This is a genomic window from Levilactobacillus namurensis (assembly GCF_032197885.1).
Classification (GTDB): Bacteria; Bacillota; Bacilli; order Lactobacillales; family Lactobacillaceae; genus Levilactobacillus; species Levilactobacillus namurensis_A.
In genome coordinates this window covers 1,516,755-1,536,491 of the sequence record NZ_CP134159.1, presented here as the reverse complement: position 1 = coordinate 1,536,491, position 19,737 = coordinate 1,516,755, and the positions used below count along the sequence as shown (strand labels likewise).

At 51.0% G+C, this 19,737-nt stretch carries 17 protein-coding genes; 16 read left to right on the top strand and 1 reads right to left on the bottom strand.

The window, feature by feature from the left end:
- The first annotated feature begins 11 nt into the window (after positions 1–11).
- From grpE to lepA, 9 genes are all read left to right on the top strand, one after another.
- Positions 12–611: a nucleotide exchange factor GrpE gene (grpE, locus tag RIN67_RS07355; RefSeq protein WP_264998905.1), complete on the top strand. Its 600-nt coding sequence runs from the start codon at positions 12–14 to the stop codon at positions 609–611.
- 37 nt (positions 612–648) lie between these two features.
- The gene (dnaK, locus tag RIN67_RS07350; protein ID WP_024746178.1) at positions 649–2,526 is read left to right on the top strand and encodes a molecular chaperone DnaK; all 1,878 of its coding nucleotides are present in this window, start codon (positions 649–651) and stop codon (positions 2,524–2,526) included.
- 116 nt (positions 2,527–2,642) lie between these two features.
- Positions 2,643–3,788, top strand: coding sequence for a molecular chaperone DnaJ (gene dnaJ / locus RIN67_RS07345; RefSeq protein ID WP_024746179.1), 1,146 nt, complete (start codon positions 2,643–2,645; stop codon positions 3,786–3,788).
- Between the two features lie 302 nt (positions 3,789–4,090).
- The gene (locus RIN67_RS07340; RefSeq protein ID WP_024746180.1) at positions 4,091–4,240 is read left to right on the top strand and encodes a teichoic acid D-Ala incorporation-associated protein DltX; all 150 of its coding nucleotides are present in this window, start codon (positions 4,091–4,093) and stop codon (positions 4,238–4,240) included.
- Positions 4,241–4,282: 42 nt separating this feature from the next.
- A complete protein-coding gene (dltA, locus tag RIN67_RS07335) occupies positions 4,283–5,809 on the top strand; it encodes a D-alanine--poly(phosphoribitol) ligase subunit DltA (RefSeq protein WP_264998904.1) in 1,527 nt (508 codons plus the stop codon).
- Positions 5,809–7,020 (top strand): D-alanyl-lipoteichoic acid biosynthesis protein DltB, encoded by a 1,212-nt coding sequence (dltB, locus tag RIN67_RS07330; protein WP_024746182.1) that lies wholly within the window; start codon positions 5,809–5,811, stop codon positions 7,018–7,020. The genes dltA and dltB overlap by 1 nt, the downstream gene beginning before the upstream one ends.
- Before the next feature lie 36 nt (positions 7,021–7,056).
- Entirely contained in the window at positions 7,057–7,290 is a 234-nt protein-coding gene (dltC, locus tag RIN67_RS07325; protein ID WP_024746183.1) for a D-alanine--poly(phosphoribitol) ligase subunit DltC, read from the top strand.
- A 3-nt stretch (positions 7,291–7,293) separates the two neighbouring features.
- Positions 7,294–8,583, top strand: a complete 1,290-nt coding sequence (dltD, locus tag RIN67_RS07320) for a D-alanyl-lipoteichoic acid biosynthesis protein DltD (RefSeq protein ID WP_107738542.1) — start codon at positions 7,294–7,296, stop codon at positions 8,581–8,583.
- A gap of 114 nt (positions 8,584–8,697) precedes the next feature.
- Positions 8,698–10,530 (top strand): translation elongation factor 4, encoded by a 1,833-nt coding sequence (gene lepA, locus RIN67_RS07315; RefSeq protein WP_313825947.1) that lies wholly within the window; start codon positions 8,698–8,700, stop codon positions 10,528–10,530.
- Between the two features lie 185 nt (positions 10,531–10,715).
- On the opposite strand, the gene RIN67_RS07310 is transcribed toward lepA, so the two are convergent.
- Positions 10,716–10,937: a CsbD family protein gene (locus tag RIN67_RS07310; protein WP_264998903.1), complete on the bottom strand. Its 222-nt coding sequence runs from the start codon at positions 10,935–10,937 to the stop codon at positions 10,716–10,718.
- Positions 10,938–11,377: 440 nt separating this feature from the next.
- Here RIN67_RS07310 and RIN67_RS07305 point away from each other — a divergent pair, with 440 nt between their 5' ends.
- The 7 genes from RIN67_RS07305 (at position 11,378) to RIN67_RS07275 (ending at position 19,734) form a co-directional block, all read left to right on the top strand.
- Positions 11,378–13,843: a bacterial Ig-like domain-containing protein gene (locus RIN67_RS07305; protein ID WP_264998902.1), complete on the top strand. Its 2,466-nt coding sequence runs from the start codon at positions 11,378–11,380 to the stop codon at positions 13,841–13,843.
- 187 nt (positions 13,844–14,030) lie between these two features.
- Positions 14,031–14,321, top strand: a complete 291-nt coding sequence (locus RIN67_RS07300; protein WP_264998901.1) for a hypothetical protein — start codon at positions 14,031–14,033, stop codon at positions 14,319–14,321.
- 477 nt (positions 14,322–14,798) lie between these two features.
- Positions 14,799–15,887 carry a bifunctional glycosyltransferase family 2/GtrA family protein gene (locus RIN67_RS07295; RefSeq protein ID WP_264998900.1) on the top strand — a complete coding sequence of 363 codons (1,089 nt, stop codon included), beginning with the start codon at positions 14,799–14,801 and terminating at the stop codon, positions 15,885–15,887.
- Positions 15,877–17,619, top strand: coding sequence for a glycosyltransferase family 2 protein (locus RIN67_RS07290; protein WP_313825949.1), 1,743 nt, complete (start codon positions 15,877–15,879; stop codon positions 17,617–17,619). The genes RIN67_RS07295 and RIN67_RS07290 overlap by 11 nt, the downstream gene beginning before the upstream one ends.
- 6 nt (positions 17,620–17,625) lie before the next feature.
- Positions 17,626–17,868 carry a hypothetical protein gene (locus RIN67_RS07285; protein ID WP_313825950.1) on the top strand — a complete coding sequence of 81 codons (243 nt, stop codon included), beginning with the start codon at positions 17,626–17,628 and terminating at the stop codon, positions 17,866–17,868.
- Between the two features lie 31 nt (positions 17,869–17,899).
- A complete protein-coding gene (locus RIN67_RS07280) occupies positions 17,900–18,670 on the top strand; it encodes a hypothetical protein (protein WP_313825951.1) in 771 nt (256 codons plus the stop codon).
- On the top strand, positions 18,667–19,734 hold the full coding sequence (locus RIN67_RS07275; protein ID WP_313825952.1) for a hypothetical protein: 1,068 nt from the start codon (positions 18,667–18,669) through the stop codon (positions 19,732–19,734). Before RIN67_RS07280 ends, RIN67_RS07275 begins: the two co-directional genes overlap by 4 nt.
- Positions 19,735–19,737 lie beyond the last annotated feature (3 nt).

Below are 19,737 nucleotides of genomic sequence, written 5' to 3'. Positions count from 1 at the left end.
GGGGTTCAATCGTGGCTGAAGAACAATCGACATCTGCTGAAAGCCAAAAGTCGGCAACCACTGAAGGGCCGGTAACGGAACAAGCTACCAGCACGACAGCGGCTGCAGATGCGGCTAAACAAGCGACAGACCAAGCACAAGCTAAGCCCGATCCAGCGGCCGAAGCTCTAGCTGCTTTGAAGCAAAAGTCCGCAGACATGGAAGACAAGTATTTGCGGGCCGAAGCTGAAATTCAAAATATGCAAACCCGGTTTGAAAAGGAGCAGGCAACGTTGATCAAGTACGATGGTCAACAGTTAGCCAAGGATGTGTTACCCGTAATCGATAACTTGGAACGGGCCTTAGCCGTCGATGCTGACGACCAGGCTGCTCAAAGTTTGAAGAAGGGGGTCCAAATGACCTATGATCATTTACAAGACGCCCTTAAGCGGAACAACATCACCGAGATTGGTGCGTTGGGTGAGAAGTTCGATCCCACTAAGCACCAAGCTGTTCAAACCGTTCCTGCCTCGGATGATCAACCGGCAGAAACTGTGGCACAGGTCCTCCAGAAGGGTTACCTTCTCAAGGACCGGGTCTTACGACCAGCCATGGTGGTCGTAGCACAGTAATTTAATTCAAAAATAAACGAAAAAGAGGGAATTTTTGATGGCAAGCAATAAAATTATTGGGATTGATTTAGGGACGACCAACTCAGCCGTTGCCGTTCTAGAAGGTAGTACCCCCAAGATCATTGCGAACAAGGAAGGCGCTCGGACGACGCCATCCGTCGTTGCGTTTAAAGATGGTGAAACCCAAGTTGGTGAAGTTGCCAAGCGGCAAGCAATCACGAACCCTAACACGATTTCATCAATTAAGAGCCACATGGGTGAAGCCGGATACAAGGTTGCCGTGGATGGCAAGGACTACACGCCAGAACAAATCTCCGCGATGATTCTGCAACACTTGAAGTCGTTTGCTGAAGACTACATTGGTGACACGGTCGACAAGGCGGTCATCACGGTCCCAGCTTACTTCAACGATGCCCAACGGCAAGCAACTAAGGATGCCGGTAAGATTGCGGGTCTGAACGTTGAACGGATTATCAACGAACCAACGGCGGCTGCTTTAGCTTACGGTTTGGATAAGCAGGATAAAGACGAAAAGATCATGGTTTACGACCTTGGTGGTGGGACGTTTGATGTGTCCATCCTGGACTTAGGGGATGGCGTCTTCGATGTTCTGTCCACTAACGGGGATACTCACTTAGGTGGGGATGACTTTGACCAAAAGATCATGGACTGGTTGATTGCTGGTTTCAAGGATGAAAACGGTGTGGACTTGTCCAAGGATAAGATGGCACTGCAACGGCTGAAGGATGCCGCTGAAAAGGCTAAGAAGGACCTCTCTGGGGTTACTGAAGCCCAAATCAGCTTGCCATTTATTTCGGCTGGTGAAAACGGCCCATTGCACTTGGAAAAGAGCTTGTCACGGGCTAAGTTCAACGAATTAACGGCGGACTTGGTTGACAAGACCCGGATCCCTGTTCAAAATGCGTTGAAGGATGCGGACTTACAAGCCAGCGACATTGACGTGGTCATCTTAAACGGTGGGTCAACTCGGATTCCAGCCGTTCAAGAAGCGGTCAAGAACTGGACGGGTAAGGAGCCAAGCCACTCCATCAACCCTGATGAAGCCGTTGCTTTAGGTGCCGCCGTTCAAGGTGGGGTCATCACCGGTGACGTCAAGGACGTTGTGCTGTTGGATGTGACGCCATTGTCCTTGGGGATTGAAACCATGGGTGGTGTCTTCACGAAGTTGATCGATCGGAACACGACGATCCCAACCAGCAAGTCCCAAGTCTTCTCTACGGCTGCGGATAACCAACCAGCCGTTGATATCCACGTCTTACAAGGTGAACGGCCAATGGCTGCGGACAACAAGACGTTGGGGAACTTCCAACTGACAGACATTCCAGCTGCCCCTCGTGGTGTTCCTCAAATCCAAGTAACGTTCGATATCGATAAGAACGGGATCGTTAACGTTTCCGCTAAGGATATGGGCACGAACAAGGAACAAAAGATCACCATCAAGAGTTCCGATGGCCTGTCCGATGACGAAATCGAAAAGATGATGAAGGCAGCTAAGGAAAACGAAGCAGCCGACAAGAAGCGTAAGGAAGAAGTCGACACCAAGAACGAAGTCGACCAACTCTTGTTCCAGACGGATAAGACGCTGAAGGAAGTTAAGGGCAAGGTTTCTGATGACGAAATCAAGAAGGCTGAAGATGCGCGTGACGCGTTGAAGAAGGCCCAAGAAGCGAACAACCTCGACGACATGAAGACCAAGAAGGATGATTTGACTAAGATTATCCAAGACTTGTCTGTCAAGTTATACCAACAAGCCCAAAACGCCCAAGGCGGCGCTAATGGTGCGGCTGGTGCCGGTGCCCAAGGTGGTGCTCAAGGAACCAGTGACAACGGTGGCAAGGGTGACGATACCGTTGATGGTGACTTCCACGAAGTTCACGATGACGATAACAAGTAAGCTGACTGCCGAACTTTTAAATAAGTAAGGGCAAAAAGCCAGAGTCCGCGGGGCTTTGGCTTTTTGTTTCGAGGTGTGCTATTCTAACAAGTAGCTTTTAGATTGGGAGGAAAACGATGGCGCAAAAGGACTTATACGGTGTCCTAGGAGTGTCTAAGGACGCCAGTCAAGACGAAATCAAAAAGGCCTACCGGAAGTTATCCAAGAAGTATCATCCGGACCTCAATAAGGCACCTGACGCCGCGGAGAAATTCAAGGAAGTTCAGGACGCCTACGACGTTTTAGGCGACAAAGACAAGCGGCAAAACTATGACCAATACGGTTCAGCTGACGGTGCCCAAGGTGGCTTTGGCGGCTTTGGTGGCGGCCAAGCTGGCGGCTTCGGCGGCTTTAGCGGTGGCGGCGGTTTTGACGACATCTTCAACCAGTTCTTTGGCGGGGGTGGTCAACGCAACCCGAATGCGCCCCGACCTGGACGGGACTTACAGTACCAGATGACGTTGAAGTTCGAAGAAGCCATCTTTGGTAAGAAGACCAAGATCACTTACACCCGGGAAGCACAATGCCACACGTGTGGTGGTAACGGTGCGAAGCCGGGAACCTCACCAGTGACCTGTCAACGGTGTGGCGGCTCGGGTTACGTGACGACGGTCACCAATACGCCACTGGGCCGGATGCAGAGTCAACAACCTTGCCCGGTCTGCCACGGTACGGGGCAAGAGATCAAGGAAAAGTGCCCAACTTGTGGCGGTTCTGGCCACGAGGAACAACGGCATGAAGTTGAAGTTACGATTCCAGCCGGGGTCGATGACGGACAACAGATGCGCTTACAGGGCCAAGGTGAAGCCGGTCAAAACGGCGGGGGTTACGGTGACCTCTTTATCATCTTCCAAGTTCAACCTAGCAAGGACTTCCGCCGTGACGGTACCGAAATCTTCTTTGACCAACCAATCTCCTTTGTCCAAGCGGCAATGGGTGATGAGGTCACGGTCAAGACGGTGCATGGTGACGTGAAGCTGAAGGTGCCAGCCGGGACCCAAGGGGGCACAACTTTCCGCTTACGTGGCAAGGGTGCGCCGCGCCTGCGGGGGAACGGTAACGGTGATGAACACGTCACGGTTAAGGTCGTCACGCCGAAGAACCTGAATAAGGGGCAACGTGATGCGCTGCGGGACTTCGCGAAAGCCAGTGGCGAAAGCGTGTCTGGCACGGGAAAAGGTAATTTGTTCGACAAGATGCGTGATAAATTTAATGACAACTAATTATGGTCACAAGTGTCTGTGATTAAACCCTTCAAGGCTACTGAAAGTTTTCAGTAGCCTTTTTTGGGCCACTCAACTAACTAAACGCGGTCAAAAAATGAAAAGAAAGCGTTAAGGTTAGGGGGTGTTGTTTGCAATCTGGTTTTCGCAATGATAATCTCAAACTATAAACATTTACCGGAAACAGCAGGTAAATGGGACGGTTTTAAGGGGGTGTCCGGGAGCACCAAAACTGTTCGTGAACGACTATCGACTACGGGGATGTAACATATCAGTCGACAAAAAAGTTGGGGGTGAAACTCATGCGCACAAAGTGGCTGGCGATTTGGCATCAGCCAGTGATAGCCTTTATTGGCTGGACGATATTCTACTTTGCGATTTTAATGGCGTTAGTTTATTTATATGGCTATAGCGGCCTAAACAGCACGACATTTATTTACAATGAGTTTTAAGCGGAGTACCGTAAGGACGGTTATTCTTTGGGGGGATAAATAGTGATAAAAAACATGATCACGGCGATTGACCAAATCGCAACAACGGACCCAGATCGGATTGTTTACGACGATTTGGGTCACACGAATACGTACGGAGAACTGAAGCGCTACTCGGACGCTTTGGCGGCGCGCTTAGATGCGCTGAAGTTACCACGAGAGGCCCCCATTTTAGTTTATGGTGGGCAGACCTTTACCATGATTGCCACGTTTGTAGGGATTACTAAGAGTGGTCATGCGTATGTGCCGATTGATACGCACTCGCCGCTCGAGCGGATTACTACGATCAATGAGATTGCGCAACCCGCAGCGGCCATCGCGGTGGCTCCCTTACCGACGGACCTGCCACACACCATCGTCATCACACCGGATGACCTGGAGGCGATTTTCCAGCAACCGGCACCCGATTATGTGGTGTCGCACGAAGTGACAGAAGATGAGACTTACTACATCATCTTCACGTCTGGTACCACGGGGAAGCCCAAGGGGGTCCAGATTTCACACACGAATTTATTGAGTTACGTCAATTGGATGCTGAGTGATGATTTCACGTTACCCCAACAGCCACGGACCTTATCGCAAGCCCCGTACTCCTTTGACCTCTCTGTCATGGATTGGGGACCAACGTTAGCGAGCGGGGGGACATTGGTAGCCTTGCCCAAGCAGGTGACGGATAATTTCAAGGAACTCTTTGAGACGTTACCTAAGATGGGCTTGGACGTGTGGGTTTCGACACCGTCCTTTATGGACATTTGCTTGCTGGAACCAACGTTTGACGCGGCCCATTATCCGGACCTCCAACGGTTCCTCTTCTGTGGTGAAGAGTTGACCCACGCAACGGCGCAGACCTTGCACAACCGTTTCCCAGCAGCCAAAATCTTCAACACCTATGGCCCAACAGAAACGACGGTCGCGGTGACCCAAGTTGAAATTACCGACCAGATTTTAGCGGATTACTCTCGGTTACCAATCGGGTACGCCAAGGGCGATACCACTATGAAGGTCGTCGACGACCAGTTGAATGAAGTTTCCGCCGGTACGGAAGGCGAGATTTTGATTTACGGACCGTCCATGTCGAAAGGATACCTGCATAACCCAGAGAAGACGGCTAAGGCCTTCATTGATTGGCACGGTCAACGGGTCTACCGTTCAGGCGACTTAGGGGTTCAATTGGATAACGGCTTGATCATGTACCATGGTCGGACGGACTTCCAGATTAAGCTCCACGGTTACCGGATTGAGTTGGAAGAAGTGAACCACTACTTGTCCCAAGAAGACCATATTCAAGCGGGAGTAGCGGTTCCCCGGTATGATCGCAACCATAAGGTCAGCCAGTTGATTGCCTGGGTCGTTCCAGAAGCGACTGACCTGTCTGAGTTAGACTTAACCAAGGCGATTAAGGAGAACTTACAGGGTGGCGACATGATGGAATACATGATTCCGCAACGGTTCGTGTATAAAGAAAGCTTACCGATGACCCCCAACGGCAAGGTGGATATTAAGTCAATTATCGCTGAGGTCAATCAGTAATGCTTTCATTTGAACCATATGGTAACCCGACCTATTTCGCCTTATTAGGGGTTGCCATGATTCCGCTGATGATCGGGTTGCTTTACGGTAAACGTTCACGGCTGTACGAGACACTGATTTCAATCTTCTTTCTGGTCCTGACGTTTGGGGGACCGAAGTGGACGCAAGGGATTGCGTTAATCATCTATATCTTGTATGAAGTGGCGTTAACTTGGGGGTACGCTGTTTATCGTAAGCAGAAAAACTCCGGTCCGGTCTTTTACCTGTTAGTCATTCTCGCTATCTTACCGTTGACCATCGTGAAGGTCACCCCGGCCGTGGAAAACGGTCAGGCGTCCTTAATTGGGTTCCTGGGAATCAGTTATCTGACGTTCCGGGCGGTCCAGACCATGATGGAGACACGGGATGGCACGTTGAAGGACTATCAGGTGATGACGTTCCTGCAATTCATGCTCTTCTTCCCCACGATTTCGTCGGGGCCCATTGACCGTTATCGGCGGTTTGAGCACGATTATCGGACCGTTCCGAGTCGCGAGAAGTATCTGGGGATGATCCAGAAGGGTATTCGATATATCTTTGTGGGGTTCTTGTATAAGTTCCTGTTAGCGTACTACTTCGGGACCATCTTGATGCCTAAGTTGCAGGTCATGGCGATGCATTCACGGGGTGGCTTCATGGATCTTTCATGGCCCGTCCTGGGATACATGTACGCGTACAGTGCGGATTTGTTCTTTGACTTCGCCGGCTATAGTTTGTTCGCTGTCGGGACGTCTTACTTGATGGGCATCGAAACGCCAATGAACTTTAAGCAGCCTTGGCGTTCGCCGAACATCAAGGACTTCTGGAATCGGTGGCACATTACGCTGTCCTTCTGGTTCCGGGACTTCATCTACATGCGGTTGGTCTTCTGGTTCATGAAGCACCGCATCTTCAAGAGTCCGCGGACGACCGCCAACGTGACGTACATTATTAACATGTTAGTCATGGGGTTCTGGCACGGGGTCACCTGGTACTATATCACTTACGGGCTGTTCCACGGGGTCGCACTGGTGGTTAACGATGCTTGGTTGCGGTACAAGAAGAAGCACCGGGCCAGCGTACCGCACAACGGTTTCACGCAGATCTTTGCCATTTTCTTAACGGCTAACTTGGTCTGCTTTAGTTTCCTGATTTTCTCAGGATTCTTAAATACACTCTGGTTTACCAAATAATAAAAGTAGGATTATTTCATTTAGGGGGAAATTATCATGGATGTAAAAGAAACGGTATTATCAATTTTATCTGATTTAACGGGGAACGATGTTAGTGGTGCGATGGATGACAACTTGTTTGATAGTGGGTTGTTAGACTCCATGGGTTCCGTTCAACTGTTGTTACAACTACAGTCACAGCTGGGTGTCAACGTGCCAGTTTCTGAATTTGAGCGGTCAGAGTGGGACACGCCCAACAAGATCATTGCGAAAGTCGAAAGCCTGGCCTAGCACATGGCAAAGCGATTACTACGGATCTTTGGTCCGTTAATTCTCGCGGCTATCTTGGTTTTGGCGGTATTGGTCTCACCGGTGACCTTTGGGTTTAAGAAGGTCAGCGCAGGTGAAGAACGCCAAGCGGCGGTTTCCTTGTCGCCTAACGTGTTAAAGGGTAAGCGGATTAAGGAAGCGGCGTTGAAGCAAAACTACGTGCCGTTCTTCGGCTCGTCGGAATGGTCTCGAATCGATCCCATGCACCCATCGGTCTTAGCCCAGAAGTATCACCGGGACTACCGGCCGTTTCTACTGGGTGCTCGGGGGACGCAATCTTTGACCCAGTTCTTCGTGATGCAAAACATCCAATCGGAGCTGAAGAACAAGAAGGCGGTCTTCGTGATTTCGCCACAATGGTTCGTCAAAGACGGGACGCGGAAGGATGCCTTTGCCTTCTACTACTCACAATTGCAGACGACGGAGTGGTTGTCACACTACCGTCACGACGCTATCGATCAGTATGCGGCGAAGCGGTTGCTGCAGATGCCAGTGGCCAAGTCAGACCATTTCCTCTACGCAGCCTTAAAGCGGGTATCGGCTGGTCAATCGTTGACGAGTAACCAACGTTTCTACCTCAAAGCCAAGCAAAACATGTTAACTCAAGAGGATGAATTCTTCTCGGGAATCAACATGCCATCGCAGAACCTGAATAAGGTTAACCAGCAAGCGAAGAAGTTACCCACTCAATACTCCTTCTCGAAGTTGGATGCCTTGGCAGGCCGCATTGGGAAGTCCCAAACGGGGAATAACCGGTTCCAAATCAGTGATTCGTTCTATAACCATGGACTGAAACAGGAGTTAAAGGGTGGGAAGTTAGCTGGGTTCCAAAAGAACCTGAGCTATACGAAGTCACCTGAATTCGCCGATTTCCAATTGGTTCTGGATCAGTTTGCACGGTTGCATACGAATGTGATGTTCATTATTCCACCAGTGAATGCGAAGTGGTCGGCCTACACGGGTCTGTCGCAAAGCATGCTCCGGCAGTTTGATCAGAAGATTCGTTATCAGTTGCAGTCGCAAGGGTTTAACAACATTTGCGACCTGACGGATAAGAGCAACGTGCCTTACTTCATGACGGATACGATTCATTTAGGCTGGCGGGGCTGGCTGGCGGTTGACCAAAAGGTCGATCCGTTCTTGACCCAGCCACAAGCTAAGCCCAAGTACAAGATTAACGACAAGTTCTATTCACAGGAATGGCAACAGTTGAACCCTAACGAGTTGACCACTTATGCGGATACGACGAATTAGATAAAAGCGTTCGGCCTTGAGTCGGACGCTTTTTGCATGAGTTGGCGTTTGTACTTGCCAAGAATGGTTGGTATAATTGTCTGGACATGGTACTTAGGAAAGTAGGAATTCAACATGGATCTGGAAAAATTAAAGCAACATCAAAAATATATTCGTAACTTTTCCATTGTGGCCCATATTGACCACGGAAAGTCGACGCTCGCGGATCGGATTCTGGAACTAACGGATACGATTTCCAAACGCGACATGCAAGATCAAGTGTTGGACGACATGGATCTGGAACGTGAACGGGGCATCACCATCAAGTTGAACGCGGTTGAACTGACCTATCACGCGAAGGATGGTCACGACTATGAATTTCACCTGATCGATACGCCCGGTCACGTCGACTTCTCATACGAAGTCTCACGAAGCCTGGCAGCTTGTGAGGGGGCCATTCTGGTCGTTGATGCCGCACAAGGGGTGGAGGCCCAGACGCTGGCTAACGTTTACCTGGCGCTAGACGATGACTTGGAAATCGTGCCGGTCATCAATAAGATTGACCTCCCCGCAGCGGATCCAGATAAGGTGAAGAGCGAGATTGAAGACGTCATTGGTCTGGACGCTTCGGATGCCGTTTTGGCCAGTGCCAAGCAAGGCATTGGGATTCCGGAATTACTGGAACAGATTGTGCATAAGATTCCAGCTCCTCAAGGAGACTTAACGGCTCCTCTAAAGGCGTTAGTCTTTGATTCGGTCTATGACGATTACCGGGGTGTGGTCTTGAGCGTGCGGATCACGGAAGGCATGGTCAAGCCCGGGGACAAAATCCGGCTGATGAACAGCGGGAGCGAATACGAAGTGACTGAGGTGGGGGTGAACTCACCGAAGCCGATTAGTCGGGACCTGTTGATTGCTGGGGACGTGGGCTACATCACGGCCAGCATCAAGGACATCACGGAGACCCGAGTCGGGGATACGGTCACCAGTGCCGATAATCCTGCGGAAAAGGCGCTACCGGGATACCGGGAAATGAGCCCGATGGTCTACGCGGGGTTATACCCCACCGATAACGCGAAGTTAAACGACTTGCGTGAGGCCTTGGAGAAGCTGAAGTTAAATGATGCGGCGTTGGAATTTGAACCCGAATCGTCTCAAGCGTTAGGCTTTGGGTTCCGGTGTGGGTTCTTGGGGATGCTCCACATGGATGTCGTCCAAGAACGACTTGAGCGGGAATTTAACCTCGACTTGATTACCACGGCGCCATCGGTTACCTACCATGCGTACTTGATGGATGGGACCATGAAGGAAGTCGAAAACCCGGCCGAAATGCCGGAAGCTTCCGCCATCAAGCGGATTGAAGAACCCATCGTGAAGGCTACGATTATGGCACCGAACGATTATGTGGGCGCGGTCATGGAATTGTGCCAGCACCGTCGGGGGCAATTCTTGACCATGGAGTACCTGGATGATTACCGGGTCAACATTATCTACAATATGCCGCTGTCAGAAATCATTTTTGACTTCTTTGATAAGTTGAAGTCGAGTACGCGTGGTTACGCCTCGCTGGATTACGAGCGGAACGGGTACATGGAAGCGGACTTGGTCAAGATTGACTTGTTGCTGAACGGCGATAAGGTCGATGCGTTGAGCTTTATTGCGCACCGGACGTTTGCGGCACAACGAGGTCGTGAGATTGCAACGCGGTTAAAGGGCATCATTCCACGGCAAAACTTCGAAATTCCGGTTCAAGCGGCGATTGGGGCGAAGGTAATTGCCCGAACCACCATCAAGGCTTACCGGAAGGACGTGACGGCCCACCTGTACGGTGGTGACCGTACTCGGCGGATGAAGCTGCTGGAAAAGCAAAAAGTCGGGAAAAAGCGGATGAAGGCTGTGGGGAAGGTTGACATTCCCCAAGAAGCCTTCATGGCAGTTTTGAAGACTGACGAGGATGAAACTAAGTAGATAAATAGTGTCATATCAGCGTTTAGGCCCGATTTCAGGTGGTAGGTTACCATCCAAAATCGGGCCTTTTTTGCGTATTTTCCCACATTCTTCCCACATAAGCCGTATAAAGCCCCCAAGAAAGTCTAAAGGGCAACCATTGGTCCCAATTAAAAAAGGGGGCGACCAATGGCCACCCCCACAGTTTATTCTCGGGTTTTCTCTTCTTCTAATTTGCGCTTAACGTCATCGGCGGTATCTTTAGCGGCGTCCTTTAACTCGGAGAATTTATCCTTAGCTTTCCCCCAGGCGGCTTGTCCTTTACCTTCAGCCTCGCGTAACTTATCGTTGGTTGCCTTACCTTCTAATTCCTTGGCCTTACCGCTAACCTGGTCCTTAGTGCTGTCAATCTTGTCGTTGAGACTCATTGTCAAAACCTCCTATAAGTTATTTGTTAACGTCATTATTTCATATATTGAATGTACTGTCTATCGAAATGCTCATTCACATCTCGTTAAGGATAAAAAGACTTGTTACGGTTTGGATGAAGTGACGGTGCGAGCCGAATAGTAAGCTCTAATCGGAAGGGGATAGTGGCCTTGCTTTTAAGGAAACAGAATATTGAAAGTGGCTAATTTAAAAAGTAATTAAATGTTATTCACAAGCAAGCATTAAGACTAATAAGCTTAATTGGCTGATTTTGCGGGAATTGTGCGACTAATGATAATTTGTATTCACAAATGGTTACCCGAAAATAAATCATAGTTGTAAATTTCACATTGACTTATTAATGCTAGGAACTATAATGGAGGCGAATAAGGGGATAAAAGGTTACACACTAAAATAAATGAATTGGAGGATGAGTGGTATGTTTGAGACGAAAGTTCACTACAAAAGCTATAAGGCTGGGAAGCGGTGGCTGTTTACTGCGATTGGTGTGACCACGCTGTGTGCCGGATTGTCATTAGCGGTTCCGGCGCAAGCGGATAGCACGCCAACGTCTGGGGCCAATACGACTGAGGTAACGAGTGGCCAGGTCGTGAAGACGCCCGCAACGCCGCAGGCTGAATCAGCGTCATTGACTAGCTCATCCGATAATTCAACGGATGATCAGTCCGACGCTACCGAATCCTCGGTACAACCCACAACCGAAGCTACGGACCAGCCAGCAACCACGACGTCTACGACGAACACAACGCCTAAGTCGGCTGCCAGTTCCGAGACAACGCCCGTCAATCCCATGGATGACGATCCCATGCCTTCGAATCCGTACATTGGCAAGCCCATTACGGATGATGCGTCTAACTATGTGATTCCAGACCCAACGCCATCACAGACGCCCGGCAAGACCATCGATCCCAACGCACCGGTTGCGCCAATTCAAGCCATTACGAACCATCCAGATGGGCATTTTGAAGACGAACGGGGGAATTCTTACGCGATTGCTTCGGCTTACTTGACGGCCAAGAATGCCCAGGGAACCAGTACGTCTCTGTCGACGGATAACGATGTGGATGATGGAATTCAAGCCATCGTTGACCCGCAGGCCACGGATGTGACGTTACACGTTCACGTTCATATGGCGTCGTCGTTACCTTATAAGAGCGGGTATTCGACGATTGACCTCTCGTTACCCAACAGCGTTAAGTTCTATACGCCGACTTCTGACGTCACCATTGACCAGAGCATGACCGCGACCGATATTGCTGCCCAAGTCGGACCAGGGATTACCACGCATTACTATCTTGGGACCCACCCGTATACGGCGCAAGCCTTTGACCAAGCGGTGCAAGCAGGTCAGTTGACCTGGGACGACGTGGATAAAATTGAATTTACGGGTGACTTAGTGCCGAACCAAAGCTACGACGTGACCTTACCCATTGTAGCCAATAAGATTGATCAATTCTCACCGAACGGTTACGCCGAATTTCGACTCCTCGATCGAGACAGCCTCGGTGGAAACGGTGGTGGCCTCTTACGGATTCGGTATGCTGATCCGCGGCGTAACGTCCAAGGGCAGTATGAAGCGGTTGTTCAAGATCCGACCACGGGGGCTTATGCGGTGGCCCCAGACGAAGTTCAGAACATCATGCCGGACGTAGGCTTAGACCAAGTTGCTTACCATAACGATTTTTCGGATACCCATTCGCCGTATTGGAACCACGACCAGACTAATTCTGACCCCGTCTTCTTCAACGGTGGAACGGCTATCGTTAACTGGAAGAATATCAAGACGGCTGATGGCGACTCGCTGGCTCAAGCTTTAGCTAAGCTGGGCTATTCCCTAGCCTTAGACGACAACGGCCAACCCTTTCAGACTTATAACTACACGTCTAACGGACAGGACTTACAAATTGCGGGTGACTTGGTGGCGAGTGGCTATCAAGGTAAACCAATTGCGCCTTCCGTCTATATTATTGTTCGACAGGTCCTGCAGACTAAGGACAGCCAGCTAACAGTCGGTGAAGACTGGCACGCAGCGGATAACTTTGTTGCGGGATTGAACGACCAGAATCAACCGTTAGCGGTTAGTGACGTGACGGCGACGCCAGACAATTCGGGTGTTATCGTGAACGGCAAGGCCGCCAAGGCGGGAACGGCAACGATTACCTACACGTACCGCGTTGCCGATGACTATAATGACACGGGTACCCCGTACATTGTGCAACGGACAGCTCTTGTGACGGTCACCGATCCGAATACGGGGAAACAACCGGATACAGGTTCGACCGGTACGGGGACGACGCCGACCAAGCCCGGAACGGATACCGGATCAACGGGCACAACCACCCCAACTAAGCCAGACACTGGTTCCACGGGGACGACCACCACGCCAACGGAATCGAATGCTGGCGCTGGCGATGTTGGCGACCCGACACCGAGCGTCTCCGTAGCTTCTGACGGTGGGGCCGGGGATGAAGTCACCCACAAGGTTCAGACGGATGCGCCGGTTACACCGGCTGCAGACCCAAGCACGCCAATCACGACACCGAAGTTAGTCACTACCGGTGCGGCTGATCAGGCCATGACGCCAAAGGCGAAATTAGTTCGGAGTGGCGATGGTGACCGCGTGGTTAAGCAGTCCCGAACATCTGCACCGACTAGCGAAACTCAAGTAACGAGGACGACCACGACGCAAGGAACCGCAACCCAGCCGTTACTGGCGGCGACGACTACTCATCAGGCGACACAGGCCGCGGGCGTGCAAGTGAACACGGCAACCACCTTGCCGCAGACGGCGGATCACCAGCAGTCCGGGTGGTTGGCTGTTGGATTGAGTACGCTAGTGGGGCTACTGGGCTTCGCGGGTGCGCACCGGCGGCACCACGCGTAATTTAAGACTTAAGTGAAACTTGAAAATGGATTTTCCGTGCGACGAGTCGTGCGGGAAACCCATTTTTGACCTTTAGGATGGGCAAGTGACAGAATCAAGTCCTTTGGGGGAGATGGTTTTGGTAGGGGTCATTTGTCTGTTATTTTATAATGGGGTTATCAAATTTGATTAGTAGTCATTGAGGGGGATGAAGATGATGTTAGGGTTTGTTTTGGGGACGGACGGCAGTCTCAGCACCTTCTTCGAGGCGTTTAAGCGAACGGGTGATCAGCTGACGGCAGCGGAGTATGACTTATTGAAAGAGTTGGTTCATCTGGCACGGCATCCGGGGGTCGTGGTCAACCTGGCCCAGAAACTGGCACTAACGACGGCTGAATTAGATGCGCAGATGACGCATCTCCAAGACTTGGGGCTGATTGCGTACTGGTCAGACACTACGGACCATCAGTCGTCAATGCCCGTGTTGTTAGTCCGATAGAATGAAGTAAGCGCTGTGGTCTGGGGACTGCGGCGCTTTTTGCGTGGGTTTAAGGTCTTAAGTGCCATACTGGATACCTCTTGATTGTTAATCTATCCTAAAAATGGTTCAAGGGACTGATGAATTAAATGCGTTTTTAACGGAAGAACTCGCTTGTGATGGCTTACACGATATACTAATTTTGATGAAACTGCCGGAGTTAGTGAAACCGCATGTGAGATAGAACCAATCACACCTGAGATGTTGAACGAACGTATAATTCGTTTATAGGGGATAATAATTCACCGGAAAATGGTATCCGGTTTGGAAGAAAGTCACTTAACCATTTCACGATAGGTGGTTAAAAACGACTAGTTTATTCGGTTTAAAACAATTAATATGTTAATTAGATAAACAATCATCCCCAAATCAGGCACCACTGCCTGATTTGGGGATGAGCGATCTCAGGGGAGATCAGACAAAGGATAGAGGACAGTTATGTTAAACTTCGGTATTTTGATTCCAGCGCTGAATCCGGATGCGCAACTCTTACAATTAGTGCGCCAACTTTTGGCCCAGCAGCCAGCACTGGCCAGTATAGTCGTGGTCGACGATGGCAGCGACGCGAAGCATCAAGCTATTTTTGAGCAGCTGCAGCACCTGGACGATTCCCGGCTGCACCTACTTCGTCATGCCCAGAATCAGGGGAAGGGCGCGGCTCTCAAGACGGGGTTCCGGTATTACCTTCAGCAGACCGATTTGCCAGCATTGGCGGGGATTGCGACCATGGATGCTGACGGACAGCACACGGTGGCAGCCCTTGAGAAGTGCCTTCATTTGGCCACTCAGCGACCGGATGACCTGATTATCGGAGCGCGACAATTTACGGGAGACATTCCTTGGCGGAGTCGTTTTGGGAATATCTTAACGGATAATCTAGTTCGTGTATTAACCCATCAGACGATTAGTGATACGCAGACGGGACTCCGGGTGATTCCCTGGACTTACCTGACCACTGCACTGACGTTTCCTGGTGAGCGCTTTGAGTTTGAATTCGACATGTTACTCGAGGCTAAGAAGCATCACGTGACCATTAGCGAACAGCCGATTCCCACCATTTACCTTGACGGCAACGCCTCGTCGCATTTTCGGGTGGTTCGAGACTCGCTGGCTATCTACGCCCGCTTTTTTAAGTTTGCGGCTAGTGGCTTGGCGTCTTTCGTGATTGATATCGGGTTGTTCAGCCTGTTCATGTTGCTATTAGGCCAACAACAGTCGTTGGCGGTGATCATGGGGGCGACCGTTCTCGCCCGGTTAGCTTCGGCCGTTGTGAATTACCAGATCAACCGCCACGTGGTCTTCGAGAATGCCGGGGAACGTACGTTGTGGAAGTATGGTCTGTTGCTGGTTCTTCAGACCCTGGCCTCGGGTTATCTGACCCACGGGTTGACCGAACTCTTAAGTATCGTTTGGCAGAGCGCGTTGACGCCGACCGTTGCCAAGTTAGTCGGGGACTTCTGCTTATTCCTGCTCAGCTATTATTTGCAAAAGAACTTTATTTTCAAGAGGCGATCCCATGTCAAATAAGCGACGGGTTTTAAACGTTTTAGCCATTATCTTATCCGTGATTTACCTCCTATGGCGGGTATTCTTTACGATTCCCTGGCACGCCCACTTATTTACGCTGATCTTCGCGTTGCTGTTGGTGCTGAGTGAAATCGTCTCGAACTTTACGGGCTTTATGCTGATTTTCTTCCGCATGTTAGCCACCCGTAAGAAACAGGACTTAGAGATTCCCGACTACGATGCCCGGCAACCCTTGCCAGACGTCGATCTAATCATCGTGACGCATAACGAAGACGTCGAGTTGTTGCGCAAGACCATCAACGCGGCGACCTACATCAAGTATCCTAACCGTAAGCAGTTGCACATCGTGGTGGCCGATGACGGCAATCGGCCAGAGGTGCAAGCCCTGACGGCTTACTATCACGTCGGGTACATTGGTATGACGGATAATAAGCAGGCCAAGGCGGGGAACATCAATCACGCCCTAGAGCAGTTGCATTCCCCGTTATTCGTGATCTTTGATACGGATATGATTCCCTTTTCGGGCTTTCTCAACCAGACCGTGCCCCTGTTCCAGCAGAACTTTCAAGCCTTACAGGACGATCCAGACCACACGGAACCCCTGGGCTTTGTACAGACGCCACAAAGCTTTTACAATGCCGACATCTTTCAGTTCAATCTGTTCTCCGAAAGAATCGTCCCCAACGAACAGGACTTCTTCTCACGGGACGTGAACGTCCTAAATGGGGGGAATAAGCGGGCTTTGTTTACTGGGTCAAACGCGGTCTTCTTGCGTCAGGCGGTCGATGAGGTGGGCGGCTTTCCCACGGATACCATCACTGAAGACTTTGAACTGGGGACCGAGTTGAACATGGCCGGGTATATTAGTCTGGCGACTAAGGTTCTGCAGTCCAGTGGGATTACCCCCATTGACCTAAAGGGGGTCATTAAGCAGCGGACCCGTTGGGCGCGGGGCGTTATTCAGAGTTGCCGGAACCTCCACATCTTCTGGAATCCGAAGCTGTCGTGGATGAACCGTCTGATTCTGATCAACACTTACTTTTACTGGTGGGCCTTTTTCCGCCGAATTATTTATATCATTGCACCGATTCTCTATGCCCTATGGAAGATTCAAGTGGTCAACGCGAACTTCTGGATCTTGATGATCGTCTGGGCTCCGGGGTACTTCCTCCTGCACTATGTGATGGGGGACACATCGGGCCGCGGTGATCGGGAAGGTATGATTCGTAATGAACGGTGGGGGGAAGTCCAAGAGACGTTCTTTGCGCCGTACCTGTTTATTCCGGTAATTATGGAAACGATTGGGATCAAGACTAAGAAGTTTAAGGTGACGTCTAAGAATGTGACTTTTTCGCTTAAGGATAAGCTATATATTATTCCCTACTTTGTGTTATGGGCCGTGACGTTGATTGCTATTGTGAAATTCAACTATGGTAAGTACGGTTCGGAGATCTTGGTGGGAAGCGTGATTACCTTCTGGCTCTTGATGCACTTTATCAACCTGAGTATGTGTCTGTTCATCGCCATGGGCCGCCATGTGTACCGGAAGAACGAGCGCTTTATTCGAACGGTCGACGGCAAGGTCAAGCTGGCTGGTGGCCGGGACTGGCACCCCTTGGAGACTACCGATGTGTCGGAAGGGGGCGTGGCCTTTACCTTCACCGACACCGGAGACATGCCGCTGGCAACGGGTGACGCCGTTGAGATTCGGCTACGGCGCCGGCGAAGTTGAATCACGTTGACCGGAACGGTCGCGAGAATCGCGCACCGGGGACAGCAACCGATTTATAGTGCGCAGGTCGCCGTAGCCCCCGACCATAACCGGGACAATTACCTGCAATTGATCTATGACGGGGCGAACCAGACGTTGCCCCAAGTTCAAGATGCGTGGATTACACCATTTGATGAATTATACATGAACCTGGTCGTGCGGACTCAGGCCTACGAACGGCGGCTGAGTCGCTGGTTCAACCGGGTCTAGCTGCACAGGCTCAAGGCCAGGAAGTAAGGAGATGAGGATGACGGCAGCTTGGTTGGGTGGCGCAAGTTATTTAATCGGTCTATTGGGCTACACGGGCTCGCTACGGCGACTTGGCGTGAGTCCTTATTTACGGTGGATTACCGCCATGTTGTTGCAGATTCTCTTGCTGTATGGTGCGGCCATGCTGGGGCAGTTGCGATTAGGTATTTATGGCGTGACGGGACTCGGCGTGGTTCTATGGGGAACTTGGCAGGTCTTGGGCCTGTTTCACCGCGGCAGCTTACCCTTTGAAGGCATTCACCTGTTTGACTTTTGGATGTTAGGCTTAGGCGGTGCCATGGTAGAGGTCCTGGCTCGCAGTCCCTTGGTCCACTACGATAACTTTTCGCACTGGGCGGTCATGGTCAAGTTTTTAGTCTTTAGTGGCCACTTACCGGCGGCGACCGATCATCTAATCTCGTTTACCTCGTATCCGCCCGCCACGGCACTGTTTATCACCCAGTTCGTCACCTGGATCGGGTTCAGCGAAGGGGCGATGTTGGTGGCCCAGTTCCTATTGATCTGGGCGGCCGCTTACGCTGTATTCGCGGTACTTCGTGACCGGACGCGCGCGCTGACGGCCATGATCCTGTGTTTCACGATTGCGGGCTCACTGGTGTTTAACGTGGCGATTCGGCTCAATAACTTGTTAGTGGACTACGTGTTGCCCATCTTAACGTCGCGGGAATCTTCGCTTACCGGACGCGGACATGGCTGCTGTGCGGTCACGTGGCGGTGTTCAGTGCGGCGTTATTGTTGGTGAAAAATTCGGCGACGTTCTTTGTGGTGGTTATCGCGGGGGCCTTTCTGGTCACCCTGTTGAAGACCAACCGGACAGGGTGGGCCTTGCCCGGCAACCTGCTACGGTTTGCGGGAACGATGGGGGTGGCGAGTCTGCCGTTTCTGCTCTGGCAGTGGCACGTCCACGCCACGTTCACCGTCTCGAAACACGAGATTAGTGCGCAGGCCTACCGACACCAGCTGACCAGTGAGAGTCCAGCGACCATACTTAAGATTGCCCGTAAATTTGGGGAACAGATTTTAAACCCCCAGTCGTTATCGACCCAGGGCATTCTGTTACTCAACCTTTTGTTAGTGGGGGCTTGGATCGTGATTCGTCTGGGCAACCGCCGACGGAACCCGTTGCTGAAGACGGCGGCGTGGTTAGACGGGATGTTTGGCCTGTATTACCTGAGTTTGTTGGGGATGTATGTCTTGTCCATGCCCTACGCGGAAGCCATTTTATTGGATGGGTTTGAGCGGTACATGGGCAGTGTCGTGATCTTGGGCCTTTATCTGGGCGCCATGGTGTTTGTCCGGGTCTTAGACGCGACATTTTACGAACAGAACTTTGAGAAACGAAATTCACGGTCGTTTGCCACGATCATGTCGAAGAATGCGTACCAGTTGAGCACGTTGGTCGCGGGCTTCTTTGCGATTACGTTGATGTATTCAGAAATCACGGGGACGAACTTTACGAACCGCATGAACCAGCAGACTTTACCGCTCCAACTCCAGCGGTGTTCGCGGCCGTGGACGCACTTGAATCATCAAAAGGTGTTGGTGGTCGATCCACACGCTACGGACGTGAACGACTACTATGCCGGTTACGCGGCACGGTACTACTACTTCACGGATCGGGCGGTCGGTCAGGAGAACTTTATGGTCTCGCCGGCGGCCTTCCGCCAAATCGTGCAACAGTATGATTACGTGGTGATTCCGGAATTTCACCGCACGTTTACGGTCTTGACCCAGAAGGTTTACCATCAACGGGTCATCACAGGACTGTATCGGGTTACACCACAACGATTGTTGCGGCAACGTTAGGAA